Below are 14,898 nucleotides of genomic sequence, written 5' to 3' on the forward strand. Positions count from 1 at the left end.
TGCGGCAACAACGCATCAACAAAGCTGAATTGACCCGTCTGCTTCACCGCCATCCAAATCATCTCCGTTCAAAAACAACGGAATCATATTCTCAGCATTTTGCAACAGTCCCCGCTGGGGAGAAGAGAGGGAGCCAAGCCGTTTTCTTTATTTCCGAAGATGATGCTTTCAACAAGGACGAGACGCTGCCACGGCCAGTGGCAGCTGCCTCACTGGCTAGTCGAGACATCCCCGAGCGCGGTCCATTCCTTGATGGCGGTATTGAAGGCATCCGTTCCCGTGCCGCCCTTCTCCATCGTCAGCAGCGCGCGGCGGCCGTTGCGGTAGGTGATCGGGATATCGATCCAGTTGCGGGTCGACATCAGGTCGAGATTGGCCTTGCGCGCATCGGGATAATCGTTGAGCGCGATCATGTGGAAATCGTCGGTGATCTTGGCCGGAACCGCAATCAGCGCGTCGCCGCGATCCTGTTCCGTGCGTTTCATCGAGATGCGCTGGACGCTTTCGATGCTGCCGCCCTCGAAGTTCGGCGGCACCGAGAAGACGATCTCGACGAGATGGCTTGCCGGCAGCGACGGATCGGAGTTGCGCTTGAACGTGACGAGGGCCGAGAGATTGCGCTCGGGAACCGTGACGTTGCCCTGCACCGTCGCTTCCTGCCTTCCACCCTGGCCGGCCTCGTGCTGCACGCTCCAGACGACCGTTCCCTCGATCGCCGTCGGCGAACTCTGGCCGATGCGCTCCTCGTAAAGGAACATCTTTTCCGACGACCCAACCGGGGCGGCCTGCTGCGGCGATGCCGCAGGACCGTTCGGCGTCAGCGTTCCCGGCCGGACGGCATCACCTTGCGCGCTGGCAGCCGGCGCATCCGCAGCCGCGACATTCTGCTCGGCCACCGATTTCCCCTCGGCGGTCGGCGTTCCCGGCACGGCCGCCGGGCCGCTGTCGACTTCGGTTCCATCGGAAAGCAGTCGCTGGGTGAATTTGGAATTGGCCGCAGCGCCGTCATTGTTCAATGACGCCACTTGCTGGTTCGGCTGTGCCGGTGCCGCTGGCGCTGGCGCGTTCTGCGCTTCCGGCGCGGCTGGCTGGCCTGGCGTCGGCGTGCTCGGCTGAGCCGGCGTTTCGGAGCCCGCCGGCGTCATTGCCGCCTCGTTCCTCGTGGACTGCGAAGGCGCCGAGCTGACAAGCCCATCGACCATCGCCACCAGCGCCTCTCTGTTCATCCAGCCGGCATAGGCGCCGCCGCCGATCAGAATAAGCGCGAAGATGAGGGTGATCACCGTGCCGATGCCGAAGCGACGCCGCTTCGGCTCCATGCGGAAATTCTTGCCCTGCAACTTGGCGGCGACGATCTGATCGATATCCATTGCTGGATTGGCATCGTCATCGTCGGCGGCGACCGAGCCGCGCCGGTCATAACCGCGTAGTGCCTTGGCTTCGCGCCATGCCTCGTTCGGCGCGCCGGCAGCCGGCGCGGCCTTGCCATCGTGCACTTCGGCAAAGATATCGACATCGTCGAAATGCGAGGCAACCGGCGTCTTCTTGTTGCTGCCGACTTCGATCGGCGGCAGATCGTCGAAGGCGGCCGTTTCCCAGGAGAAGCTTTCCTTTGCAGCCGGCATGACGGCCGCGGGCGCTATCTTTTCGAGGCTTGATATCACCTCTTCGAAGGCGCGCGCCGAAGTGTCGGCGGCGACAGGAGCCGTTTCCGAATATTGCCGGAGTTCCTCTTCGGCCCATTCGGTCTCGGCATCCTTCGGCGCTGGAGCCGGTGTTTCGGCAGCCGGCTCTCTCCAGACCGGGTCGAAATGCGCAGCCGCATCCGCCTGCAGCGGCTCCTCGCGGCTGTGCTCCACGAATTCCTGCGCACGATTGAAATCGGCGACCGGCTCGACCAACCGGTTGGACGCGTGCTCAATGCCGCGCGTGGCCGGCTGGAAAGATTCGATGGGCTCGTAAGCGGCCTCGCCATTTGGTTCGTGGCTTTCCAGCGTAGCCGGTTCGGCCGCAACCTCGTCGGCATCCGCCGCGTTCTGCTCGTCGGCGCGATCGTCACCAGCCTCCGCATAGCCATGTCCGGCAGGCTGCGGTTCGAAGCCGTCATGTTCAGACGCCACTTCCTCGGCAGCGACATCACGCGCCTCACCGGCACGCCATTCCTCGGCCGGCGCCTCCTCCTCATGGGAGGGATGCCAGTATGACTGGACGGGCGCATCCGTCTCGGCGGAGACTGCTGTTGGCACGGATTCGGGTGCAGCGGGCTCGGGTTCTACAAGCTCTGCTTCCGCAGGCTGCGGCTCCTCGGCCACGCCCTCTTCCGGAGCTTGCTCGTGTGCACCGGCTTCAACGGGCTCGGTTTGCTCGACGACCTCTTCTGCCGGCGGCTCTGCCTCGACTGCATCAACCGGCTCGTCGACGGCCGGCTGAGACACAGGCGCCGGTTCGCTTTCACCGTGAGCCGCGTGTTCCTCGACGGGCTCCGGCGCGGCGACGGCCTCACTCGCCTCACCGACCGACAGCGCCTCGGAGTGTTCACCCTCCACTTCGCGGATGGCGGCCTCGAGCTTTTCGAGCTGGCGTTGCAGCATGGCTTCCGGCGGACGCGGCTTCATGTTCTCGAGCTGCCGCTGCACTGCGCCGCGAGCACGTTCGTAGACCTTTACCCGCATCTCGGGGGTATTTTCGGCCAGGCCGTCGACGGCCCGCCGAATGACTGCAATAAAATCCGCCATCAGTACTTTCTCAAGAAGTCCGGTATTCTCCCGAACCTAGCCTCCGCAGTGACCGGTGACCTTAATCCTCAAACGGATCGGTCACAAGTATCGTGTCGTCCCGCTCCGGGCTGGTGGACAGGAGCGCGACAGGTGCCCCGATCAGCTCTTCGACTTGGCGAACATACTTGATCGCCTGCGCCGGAAGATCCGCCCAACTGCGGGCGCCGACGGTCGATTCCTTCCACCCCTCGAGCGTGATATAGATCGGTTCGACCCTAGCTTGCGCTCCCTGGCTTGCGGGAAGATGATCAATCTGTTCGCCGTCGAGCATATAGCCGACGCAGATCTTCAGTTCCTCGAGGCCGTCGAGCACATCGAGCTTGGTGAGCGCAATGCCGGTGATGCCGTTGGTGGCGACCGACTGGCGAACCAGCGCGGCGTCGAACCAGCCGCAGCGGCGCTTGCGCCCTGTCACGGTACCGAACTCATGCCCCTTCTCGCCGAGGAACTGGCCGATTTCATCAGTGAGCTCGGTTGGGAACGGGCCTTCGCCGACACGTGTCGTGTAGGCCTTGGTGATGCCGAGGATATAGCCCAGCGATCCCGGTCCCATGCCGGAACCGGCCGCGGCCTGGCCGGCCACCGTGTTCGAGGAGGTCACAAAAGGATAGGTGCCGTGATCGATGTCGAGCAGGCTGCCCTGTGCGCCTTCGAAGAGGATGCGGGCGCCCTTGCGACGCTCCTTGTCGAGGAAAAGCCAGACGGTGTCGCGGAACGGCAGCACACGGTCGGCGATGGAGGTGAGCTCCTCCATGATCGCCTCGTGGCTCACTTCGGCAACTCCGAGGCCGCGGCGAAGTGCGTTGTGATGTGTGAGGATTCGGTCGACCTTGCCGGAAAGGCTGTCGAGATCGGCAAGATCCATGACACGGATGGCGCGGCGGCCGACTTTGTCTTCATAGGCCGGGCCAATGCCGCGGCGCGTCGTTCCGATCTTGGTGCCGCTGTTGGAGGCCGCATCTTCGCGCATCGCGTCGAGTTCGCGGTGCAGCGACAGGATGAGCGTCGCATTGTCGGCGATGCGCAGATTGTCAGGCGTCACGCTCACACCCTGGGCCTCCAGCCGACCAATCTCGGCGATCAGCGCGTGCGGGTCGACGACGACGCCGTTGCCGATCACCGCCATCTTGCCCGGACGCACGACGCCGGACGGCAGCAGCGAGAGCTTGTAGCTCGTGCCGTCGATGACGAGCGTATGGCCGGCATTGTGGCCGCCCTGATAGCGCACGACGATATCCGCGCGTTCCGAAAGCCAATCGACAATCTTGCCTTTGCCTTCGTCACCCCATTGCGAACCGACCACGACTACGTTCGTCATCTAACTCTTCCTGTTACCGGCGCGGAACCGCGCACCTGCTCAAACCCGCGCATCTATAAAGCTTTGTTTTTGGGAAAGCGACCCTGTTGTCACAGGCGATTGGGCTTTTTACGTGACAAAACAGCAGTCGGCAGGCTATTTCCCCTGGGAAAACGCCGCTTGTTGATCACCAAAAGACGAGAAAGAACGCTCTTGCAAGCCACGGCCTATATTTGCCTCGTCATCGCCACCCTCTGCTGGGGCGGCAACTCCGTCGCCGGCAAGCTCGCGGTCGGCCATGTCAGCCCGATGATGCTGACCTTCCTGCGCTGGTTCCTTGCCGTTGCGATGATCGCCCTGATCTCGGTGCCGCAACTCAAGAAGGACTGGCCGGTCGCCAGGAAAAACCTGCCGCTGCTGCTTTGCTACGGCGCCATCGGCTACACCCTCTTCAATGCCATGCTTTACTCGGCGGTACAGTATACGACGGCAATCAATGTCGCCATCGAGCAGGCCGGCATTCCCATGCTGATCTTCCTGCTGAATTTCGTTTTCTTCCGCACGGGCATTTCGTTGGCGCAATGCTTCGGCTTCGCAATGACTTTGGTGGGCGTGGCTCTGACAGCAGCGCATGGCGACCTCGCCACGCTGCTGCAGCTGCAGCTCAACCGGGGCGACGGGTTGATGCTGATCGCCATCGTCGCCTATTCGCTCTACACGATCTTCCTGCGCTGGAAACCGCCGGTCGACTGGCGAACGCTGATGGCCTTCCCGGCCGTTGCCGCCATGCTGACATCGCTGCCGCTGCTCCTCTGGGAGGCAGGCCGGGGCGCGGCGCAATGGCCCGATCAGGCCGGCTGGGGCATCACTCTCTACACGGCGATCTTCCCCTCGCTGCTGGCGCAGATTCTTTACATCAAGGGCGTCGAGGCGATCGGCGCCAACCGGGCCAGCCTGTTCATCAATCTCGTGCCGGTATTCGGAACCCTGCTCTCGGTCGCCTTGGTCGGCGAGACGCTGCAGTCCTTCCATATGGTCGCGCTGGCCTTGACGCTCGGCGGTATCGCCATCGCCGAAAAAGGCCGTCCGAAAGCTTCGGCTCCAACGGCGCCCGCCTCACCGGTGGATTAGCCAAGCTCCAGGGTCGTCACGCCGAAGACGTGTTTCAGCGGGGTGGCGGGGGCCGGCCCGCGATACATGCGCATGGTCTCGAACACCGGCTGAAGGCCCATGCCTTCAGCAAGGGCGATCGCCTCGCGGTTTTCTGCGGGAATATCGATGAAGACTGTTGCCCCTTTCGCCTCCGGGACCAGTTCGGCAAGCAGCGCCGCGGCGCTATCGGCATCATTGGCAAAGAGCGGGCCGATCTTGTAGCCCTCATAGCAGCGGCGGATCGTGCCGTAGCCACGGATTTTATGGCTCTTCCGTACGACGGCGGTACGCCGTCCCTTGCGGCCGGTACACCAGGCGGCAAGGAAGGTTTCCCGCGGCTGCGGGAAGATCGCCGAATCATAACGCAGCAGCCCTTCCAGGCGCGAATCCAGCACCGGCTGCGCAACGAGCGTCGAGGCCGGCAGGGCGCTGGCGACGCCGCCATATCGAATGGTGAGATAAGCGGGTTCGAAGCCGGCCCTGCGGTAGTTCTGCTGCTGCGCGGCGACGCCGTCGAGACCGATCGTCCGGCCCTCCGCCGTAGCGATCCCCGTTTGCCAGATCGCTTTGCCGTAACCCTTGCCACGGAAATCGGGGTGGACGATGTAGAGGCCGAGAAAGGCAAAGCTGTCGCCGTATTTGACGACCGAGATCGAGCCGACAGGGACTTCGCCGATGGAGCCGACGAAAAACCCGGACGGATCAGCCTCGAGGAATGCAAGCGAATCGTCGAGGCCGGGATTCCATCCCTCCTGACGCGCCCATTCGAGCACGAGCTCCAATTCGCCGGGCCGCATCGAACGAACGGCAAATTCCGAATTCATGCGATCTTCCCAGATTGATGTCCCGCAAGTCCATCCCGCCAACAGCAAAGCAATTGTCAGATCACGGCTTCCCGTTCGCGCTTGCGAATGATGGAGGAACAGCGCCGATGGTCTTGACGCTGCGTATAATCATTTCCGATGCAATGCAGTAAGCTTCGTTTCCGCATTACCATGAAACAATGCCGTTGCAAGCTCAAGAAAATTACTTGGCGCCTGATTATCTTCCTGCCGGCGCGAATAAAATCCCGCGCCGAAATCTGCTCGTTCACCTCGTCTTGAAGACGAGGAGCGGTTCGGCTGGATATCAGCCGCCTATCGCTGCCTTCTGCTTTTCGGCTCCACTCGTGAGCGGCGAGAACAGCCGTTCTGTCTCGGCCGCCGGCGCCGGGTAACCAAAAGCATAACCCTGCAAACCGTCGCAGCCAAGCTGCGCCAGCACGGTGGCATGCGACTCGGTTTCAATGCCCTCGGCGATCACCTCGACATCGAGCGCCTTGGCGATTTCGACGATCGAACCGATCACCCGCCGCTGCTCCTGCGAGCTGACGACCTCGGCAACGAGTTGCCGGTCGATCTTCAGTCGCTTCGGCCGCAGCTTGACGAGACCGATAAGCGAGGCGTGGCCCGATCCGAAATCGTCGATTTCGATGTCGATGCCCAGCCGTTTGATATCATCGACATGATCGAGCAGCGTCTCTTCACTGTCGTCGAGGAAAATCGTCTCGACCAGCTCGAAGACGATTGCGCCGGGCGGAATGTCGAGTGTTTTTAGCTTGCGGAGCAGCGCCGGGTCGGCAAGGCGCGACGCCGAAATGTTGACGGCAATGCGCGGAACCGCAAGGCCGCGTAACTGCCAGAACTGCCGGTCCTCGAGAACACGTTTCAAGATCGCCGCATCGATCTCAGCCGCAAGCCCGTGCTCGTCGGCGATCTTCAGAAATACGCCCGGGGCGAGCACGCCCTTGTCCGGATGTTTCCAGCGCGCCAACGCCTCGAAGCCGATAACCTGCCGTGTTCTGGCAGAGAGTTGCACCTGATAATAAGGAATGATCTCGCCGCGCTCCAGCCCGAGCTTCAGCTCTTCGACCAAGCGACGCTTGGATCGCAGATCCTCCTGCAGTTGCCGCGTGAAGAATTCGATGCGGTTTCGCCCGAGCTGCTTGGCGTGGTAAAGCGCCACGTCGGATTCGGCCAGCAGGTTGCGCACCCGCCGATCGGCGCTCCACGATACGCCGATCGAAGCCCCGGATTGCAGCATCTCCTGGCCGTAGCGGATCTTTTTCCGCAGCCGCCGCTGAACATCTTCGGTGATCAGTTTCAGCTCGGCGAGATCGGTGAAATTGACCAGCACGACGACGAAGTCGTCGCCGCCAACGCGGGCAACCATGCCGTTTGCGGGTATTGCGGCGGCGAGGCGAAGGGCTGCGGCCTTGAGCACGGCGTCGCCGGCCGCATGGCCGTGGCTGTCGTTGATCTGCTTGAATTGATCGATATCGAGATGCAGCACGCCAAGCGTCGCGACGCTCCTGTCGGCCGGCAGCTCCGCCAGCCGCTTGTCGAGAAGGCGCCGGTTCGGCAAGCCGGTGAGATAATCGTGATCGGCGACATGCTCGATACGCGCATTGCTTTCCTCGAGCGCCAGCGCTCTCGCCTCGGCCATCATCTTCTGCCGTGCAAGCTCGGCGTTGAGCTGTACGTCGGCTGTCACATCCCACTCGGCGCCGATGAAGGAGGGCGCCCCCTCCGCATCCACATAAAAATGCGCTCGCGAGCGAAGATGCCGGATTTCGCCGCTCGGCAGCACGATTCGGAATTGCGAGTCATAGGCGCCGCGCGCAGCGATGGCCTGCTCGAAATCACGTTCGGCCCGCTCTCGATCGTCGGGATGGATCGCGTTCGCCCAGAACCATACCGGCACTTGCCGACATGTCTCGCCGGTCTCGTAGAGCCGGTGCATCTGTGCGTCCCATAAGATCCCGTCCTTTGCGATGCTATGCTCCCAGACACCGATCCGGGATGCGTCGAGAGCGAGTTCGAGCCGGCGCAGAAGATCCTGAAACTCTTGTTCGGATCGTGTGGCTTCATTTTCTGGCAACACGGCCTCGGCCTTAGAAGACTTGCGTCATTGCAATATGGTCTTCGGCCGGCATTAAGGAAGCCTTGCCCTATGGACCGAACAAATGACGAGGTGAAATCTTCGTTACGGCTTTCCCCTTTTGGATCAACGGACTTGCGATCTGCCGCAGCTTCGGGATCAGTGATTATGCCTCGGTGGTCTTTTCGCGATCTGGCGGAAGTCCGCTGCCCCTTCCAGAACAGCGCCATCGACCAGCTGCGTGACGGAACGGCGGTAGATTTGCTGCCACGGCGTCGCATCCGCCGGCACCGGTGGAATGCCCTCGCCCTTGCGCCGTTCGATCTCGGCGCCATCCACCAGCATGTCGCAGCGCCCGTGGTTGAAGTCGATGCAGATCGTGTCGCCGCTGCGAAGCCAGGCCAGGCCGCCGCCGGCAGCGCTCTCCGGCGAAGCGTTGAGGATCGAGGGGCTGTCCGCCGTGCCCGACTGACGGCCGTCGCCGATCGTCGGCAGGCTACGGATGCCGCGCTTCAGAAGATGATCCGGCGGCTGCATGTTCACAACCTCGGCCGACCCCGGCCAGCCGAGCGGCCCGGCGCCGCGGATCACCAAGATCGTATTCTCGTCGATGCCGAGGGCGGGATCGTTGATGCGACGGTGATAATCTTCCGAGCCGTCGAAGACGACCGCCTTACCCTCAAAGACGCCTTCTCGCCCGGGCTCCTGGAGATAGCGCCGACGGAAATCCTCTGAAACCACACTCATCTTCATGATGGCGAAGTCGAAGAGATTGCCCTTGAGAACGAGGAAACCGGCGCGCTCCTTCAGCGGGTCGTCGAACCGCCGGATGACCTCGCGGTCGCTGGCCTCCCGCCCCTTCAGGTTCTCGGCCATCGTCCTACCCGTCACCGTGCGACAGTCGCCGTCGAGTTTTCCGGCCTGCAGCAGCTCCCACATGATCGCCGGGGTGCCGCCGGCGCGGTGATATCGCTCGCCGAGATAGGCGCCGGCCGGTTGGACATTGGCCAGCAGCGGGATATCGAAGCCATGCACCTGCCAGTCGTCGGGATAAAGTTCAACACCGGCATGCTTGGCCATGGCCGCCAGATGCGGCTGTGCATTGGTCGAGCCGCCGATCGCCGAATTGGTACGGATGGCATTGAGGAACGCCGCCCGCGTCAGGATATCCGACGGCTTCAGGTCCTCGAACACGATCTCGACGGCCCGCCGCCCGGTGCGGTAGGCCATCTGGCCGCGCTCGCGATAAGCAGCCGGAATGGCGCCGCACCCGGTCAGCGACAGGCCGAGCGCTTCGGCCAGCGCATTCATCGTCGAAGCGGTGCCCATCGTGTTGCAGTGGCCGACGGAAGGAGCCGAATCGAGCGCCGCCTGCAGAAACTCCTCCCGGTCGATTTCGCCTGCCGCATATTTCCGCCGCATCCGCCAGATCACCGTGCCGGAGCCCGCCAGTTCCCCCTCGTGCCAGCCGTCGAGCATCGGCCCGCCGGAGAGCACGATCGCCGGAATATCGACCGTCGACGCAGCCATGATCGCCGAAGGCGTGGTCTTGTCGCAGCCGGTGGTCAGCACCACACCATCGAGCGGGTAGCCGTAGAGGATTTCGACGAGACCGAGATAGGCGAGATTGCGGTCGAGTCCGGCCGTCGGGCGCTTGCAGTTCTCGAAGATCGGATGTGTCGGAAATTCGATCGGAATGCCGCCGGCATCTCGAATGCCGTCGCGCACGCGCTTGGCGAGTTCGATATGCACGCGATTGCAGGGCGTAAGATCGCTGCCGCTCTGGGCAATCCCGATGACCGGCTTGCCGGAGCGTAGCTCTTCCGGCGTGATGCCGTAATTCATGAAACGCTCGAGGTAGAGCGCTGCCATATCGATATGATCGGGATTGTCGAACCAATCCTGCGAACGCAGGCGGCGTGTCTTCGTTTGGCTGTCCGTCATTACCATCCTCCCGATCGGCCACACTTCTCTTCGAAGTCGAGAAGCGGGGGCCTTCCGCCCGTACCACCATCTTCCGCAAGCGCTCCGGCCTTCGGCGTTGCGTATCCAGATGGCGGAGGTAAGGCCGCGCCGCTCCTCCCAGCTGCTATCCGTCTTTGATAGTCTCCTCGGCCATGGTTGCAACCGTTTTGATGCACGTAAAGCATTTTTGTCGGATGGCCGAAAAACGATACGGGCGAGAACCGAAGTTCCCGCCCGATTTACTCGACAAAGGAAGGTTGAATTGCGTTATTCGGCAGCGAGCCGGATGACTTCGGCCTCTTCCTCCTTGTGCTCGTCCGGCTTGTGCTGGACGAGCGGACGGTTGCCCGTCATCCGGCGCAACAGCACGTAGAAGACAGGCGTCATGAAGATGCCGAACAACGTCACGCCGATCATGCCGGAGAAGACCGCGACACCCATGGCTGCACGCATTTCCGCACCGGCGCCTGTGGAGACGACGAGCGGCACGACGCCCATGATGAAGGCCATGGAGGTCATGAGGATCGGGCGAAGGCGCAGACGGCTGGCCTCGACCGCTGCCTCGCGCGGCGTTCTGCCTTCGAACTCCAGTTCGCGGGCGAATTCGACGATGAGGATCGCGTTCTTCGCCGAGAGGCCGACAAGGACGACTAGGCCGATCTGAGTGAAGATGTTGTTGTCTCCACCGGTGAGCCAGACGCCCGTCAAGGCCGCCAGCACGCCCATCGGCACGATCATGATGATCGCAAGCGGCAGCGTCAAGCTTTCATACTGGGCGGCGAGCATCAGGAAGACGAGCAGCAGCGCCAGCGGGAAGACCACCACGCTCGAATTGCCGGCCAGGATCTGCTGATAGGTCAAATCCGTCCATTCGAAGTCGATGCCGGCAGGCAGGGTCTCGCGAAGGATCTTCTCGATTGCCGCCTGGGCCTGGCCGGAGGAGAAGCCCGGCGCCGGACCGCCGTTGATATCGGCGGCAAGGAAGCCGTTGTAACGGTTGGCGCGTTCCGGACCGGTGCTTGGCTCGACCTTCAACAGGGCAGAAAGCGGGATCATCTCACCCGATGCCGAACGGACCTTCAACTGGCCGATATCTTCCGGCTGGGCGCGGAATTTCGCATCGGCCTGCACACGGACGCTGTAGGTGCGGCCGAAGGCGTTGAAGTCGTTCACATAGAGCGAACCGAGATAGATCTGCAGCGTCTGGAAGACGTCGGTGACGGAAACTCCGAGCTGCTCGGCCTTGGCGCGGTCGAGATCGGCATAGAGCTGCGGCACGTTGATCTGGAAGCTGGAGAACAGCCCGGCAAGTTCGGGCGTCTGATAGGCCTTGGCAAGCACCGCCTTGGTCGCCTCGTCGAGCGCCTGGTTGCCGAGACCGGCGCGATCCTCGATCTGCAGCTTGAAACCGCCCGTCGTGCCGAGACCGTTGACCGGCGGCGGCGGGAACATGGCGATGAAGGCGTCCTGGATGGCGCCGAACTTTTGGTTCAGCGTCATGGCGATGGCGCCGCCCGAGAGATCGGGCGTCTTGCGCTCCTCGAAGTCCTTCAGCGTCACGAAGACGATGCCGGCATTCGAAGAATTGGTGAAGCCGTTGATCGACAGGCCCGGAAAGGCGATCGCATTGGCAACGCCCGGCTGGGCGAGAGCAATGTCGGTCATCCGTTTGATCACATCTTCGGTGCGGTCGAGGCTGGCGGCATCCGGCAGCTGGGCAAAGCCGATCAGATACTGCTTGTCCTGCGACGGCACGAAGCCGCCCGGGACAGTGGTGAACATGCTGTAGGTCGCGCCGACCAGCGCCAGATAGACCACCATGACGATGCTCTTGCGCGACACCAGCCCGCCCACACCCTTGCCGTAGGCATTCGAACCGGCGCCGAAGACACGGTTGAAGCCGCGGAAGAACCAGCCGAAAATGGCGTCCATGAACCGCGTCAGCCAATCCTTCGGCGCATGGTGACCCTTCAAGAGAAGGGCTGCGAGCGCCGGAGAAAGGGTGAGCGAGTTGAAGGCGGAGATGACGGTCGAGATCGCGATCGTCAGCGCGAACTGGCGATAGAACTGACCCGACAGGCCGGAGATGAAGGCGAGCGGCACGAAGACCGCGACAAGGACCAGCGCGATCGCCACTATCGGGCCGGAGACCTCCTTCATCGCCTTGTAGGTGGCCGCCCGCGGCGACAGCCCATGCTCGATATTGCGTTCGACGTTTTCGACCACGACGATCGCGTCGTCGACGACGATGCCGATCGCCAGCACCAGACCAAACAGACTAAGCGCGTTGATCGAGAAGCCGAAGACATACATGACCGCGAAGGTGCCGATGATCGAGACCGGAACCGCGATCAGCGGAATGATCGAGGCGCGCCATGTCTGCAGGAACAGGATGACGACAAGGACGACGAGCGCGACAGCTTCGAGCAGCGTATCGATGACCTTCTCGATCGAGGCGCGCACGAATTTCGTCGTATCGTAGACGATCTCGTATTTGACGCCGTCAGGCATGGCCAGCTGCAGCTGGTCCATGGTCGCGCGCACATTGTCGGCGATCTCGATCGCGTTCGAACCGGGCGCCTGAAGAACGGCGACGGCAACAGCCGGCTTGCCGTCGAGCAGCGAGCGCAGCGTATAGTCGGCGGCGCCGAGCTCGATGCGGGCGATATCGCGAAGGCGGGTGATCTCGCCGTTGGCGCCCGTCTTCACGATGATGTTGCCGAACTCTTCGGGCGTGCGCAGACGGCCCTGAGCATTGACGTTGAGCTGAAGATCGACGCCCGGCTGGCTGGGCGACGCGCCGATGATGCCGGCGGCGGCCTGGACGTTCTGCGAGCTGATGGCGTTGCTGATATCGCTGGCGGCGAGATCATGCTCGGCGGCCTTCTGCGGATCGATCCAGACGCGCATCGAATAGTCGCCGGCCCCGAAAACCTGCACCTGGCCGACGCCCGGAATGCGGGCGAGCCGGTCCTTGACGTTGAGGGTCGCGTAGTTGCGCAGATAGGTGATGTCGTGACTGTTTCCGTCGGAGACGAGGTTGACGACCATGATGAAGTCGGGCGAGCTCTTGACCGTGGTGATGCCCAGCGCGCGGACTTCCGCCGGCAGGCGCGGCTCGGCTTGCGAAACGCGGTTCTGTACGAGCTGCTGCGCCTTGTCGGGATCGGTGCCGAGCTTGAAGGTGACGGTCACGTTGAGCACGCCGTCCGACGTCGCCTGGCTCGACATGTAGAGCATGTCCTCGACGCCATTGATCTGCTCTTCGAGCGGTGTCGCCACCGTTTCGGCAATGACGCTCGGATTGGCGCCGGGATAGGTGGCGCGCACGACGACCGACGGCGGCACGACGTTGGGATATTCGGAAATCGGCAGCGCCCTCAGGCCGATCAGACCGGCGACCACGATGAGGACCGAAAGGACGCCGGCAAAAACCGGGCGGTCGACAAAGAATCTGGAGATGTTCATATCAAAGCCCTCTCCGGGGTGAACATGGATGCGAAGTCCCTCTCCGGCGGCTGGGAGCCGCCGGCGGGTGAAATCAATTCGGCTATTGACCTTCCCCCACAGGGAAAGGCGCAAATTACTGAGCGGTCGCGACCTTCTCTTCCATCTGCGGAATGACGACGGCGCCAGGACGAATGCGCTGCAGACCGTTGACGACGATCTTCTCGCCGGCGCTCAGGCCGCTTTCGACCACCCGCTGACCGTCAGACAGCGTGCCGAGCTGGACCTGCCGGTAGGCGACCTTGTTCTCGCCGTCGACGATGAAGACGAACTTCTTGTCCTGGTCGGTGCCGACAGCACGGTCGCTGATGACGATCTTGTTCTCAGCCTTCGGCTGGCCCATGCGCACCCGCACGAACTGGCCGGGGATCAGACGCCCGCCCGGATTGTCGAAGACGGCGCGCACGCTGATCGTGCCGCTTGATGCATCGACCTCATTGTCGATCAGTTGCAGCTTGCCCTTGATCGGGGTGCCATCATCCGCGAGCGTGCCGATTTCGACCGGGATCTGTTCGACCGGCGGCAGGGCGCCGTCCGTCTGCGGCAGCTGGGCAAGGGCGCGCGTCACCATTTCCTCGCTGGCATTGAAGCTCGCATAGATCGGATCGACCGAAACCAGCGTCGTCAGTTCAGGCGAAGCCGAGCCGGCCGCAACCAGGTTGCCCGTGGTCACCTCGATCTTGCCGATGCGGCCCGAAACCGGCGCCCGCACCTCAGTGTAATCGAGATCGAGCTGAGCCGACTGCAGAGCGGCCTGCGCCGAACGCAGCCCCGCCTGCGCCTCGGCCAGCGCGCTTTGACGCTGATCGAGATCGCTTTGGGAGATGGTGCGGTTGTCGGAAAGCCTGCGGCCGCGATCGAGCTCGGTCTGCGCCAGGCTGACCTTGGCTTCAGCCGAAGCGACCTGGCCCTGCGCCTGCGCCACGCTCGCCTGGTAAGGAGCCGGGTCGATGGTGAACAGCAGGTCGCCCTGCTTGACCAGCGCACCTTCACGGAAGGCCACCGACAGGATGGCGCCGGCGACGCGGGAACGAACCTGGACACGGTCGACGGCTTCGAGGCGGCCGGAGAAATTTTCCCATGCCGTTACGTCGCGCGCCGCGACGACGGCAACCGTCACCGGCACGGCGGGAGGCTGCGCCGGCGCGGAAGCGGCCGTGGCGGTCGTGCTCATCGGCAGTTCGAAAAACAATGCAGCGCCGGAAACCGACGCAATAAGACCCATGCCGGCGCCCACCAGGGCCCAGCGCTTGCTTCTGGACGTCATCAGTACTCTCCTTA

8 protein-coding genes are annotated in these 14,898 nt (G+C 62.9%); 1 reads left to right on the top strand and 7 read right to left on the bottom strand.

The features are described from left to right. Positions 1-209: 209 nt before the first annotated feature. Entirely contained in the window at positions 210-2,735 is a 2,526-nt protein-coding gene (locus EFR00_RS29265; protein WP_077994858.1) for a hypothetical protein, read from the bottom strand. 61 nt (positions 2,736-2,796) lie between these two features. Continuing rightward, positions 2,797-4,095, bottom strand: a complete 1,299-nt coding sequence (locus EFR00_RS29270; protein WP_064684793.1) for an adenylosuccinate synthase — start codon at positions 4,093-4,095, stop codon at positions 2,797-2,799. A gap of 192 nt (positions 4,096-4,287) precedes the next feature. Between EFR00_RS29270 and EFR00_RS29275 the strand changes: the two genes are divergently transcribed. Then, a complete protein-coding gene (locus tag EFR00_RS29275) occupies positions 4,288-5,205 on the top strand; it encodes a DMT family transporter (RefSeq protein WP_077994906.1) in 918 nt (305 codons plus the stop codon). On the opposite strand, the gene EFR00_RS29280 is transcribed toward EFR00_RS29275, so the two are convergent. The 5 genes from EFR00_RS29280 to EFR00_RS29300 all read right to left on the bottom strand — a co-directional run bounded on the left by EFR00_RS29280 (position 5,202) and on the right by EFR00_RS29300 (position 14,884). Further along, a complete protein-coding gene (locus tag EFR00_RS29280; protein ID WP_077994859.1) occupies positions 5,202-6,050 on the bottom strand; it encodes a GNAT family N-acetyltransferase in 849 nt (282 codons plus the stop codon). The two genes, EFR00_RS29275 and EFR00_RS29280, sit on opposite strands and share 4 nt — an antisense overlap. Before the next feature lie 304 nt (positions 6,051-6,354). Then, positions 6,355-8,145 carry a putative bifunctional diguanylate cyclase/phosphodiesterase gene (locus EFR00_RS29285; RefSeq protein ID WP_077994860.1) on the bottom strand — a complete coding sequence of 597 codons (1,791 nt, stop codon included), beginning with the start codon at positions 8,143-8,145 and terminating at the stop codon, positions 6,355-6,357. 159 nt (positions 8,146-8,304) lie between these two features. Next, positions 8,305-10,089, bottom strand: a complete 1,785-nt coding sequence (locus tag EFR00_RS29290; protein WP_077994861.1) for an IlvD/Edd family dehydratase — start codon at positions 10,087-10,089, stop codon at positions 8,305-8,307. Positions 10,090-10,377: 288 nt separating this feature from the next. Further along, positions 10,378-13,578, bottom strand: coding sequence for an efflux RND transporter permease subunit (locus tag EFR00_RS29295; protein WP_077994862.1), 3,201 nt, complete (start codon positions 13,576-13,578; stop codon positions 10,378-10,380). Between the two features lie 115 nt (positions 13,579-13,693). Next, positions 13,694-14,884, bottom strand: coding sequence for an efflux RND transporter periplasmic adaptor subunit (locus tag EFR00_RS29300; RefSeq protein ID WP_038690899.1), 1,191 nt, complete (start codon positions 14,882-14,884; stop codon positions 13,694-13,696). Positions 14,885-14,898 lie beyond the last annotated feature (14 nt).

The sequence above is a fragment of the Rhizobium sophoriradicis genome (genome assembly GCF_003939025.1).
In the GTDB taxonomy this organism is placed as follows: Bacteria; Pseudomonadota; Alphaproteobacteria; order Rhizobiales; family Rhizobiaceae; genus Rhizobium; species Rhizobium sophoriradicis.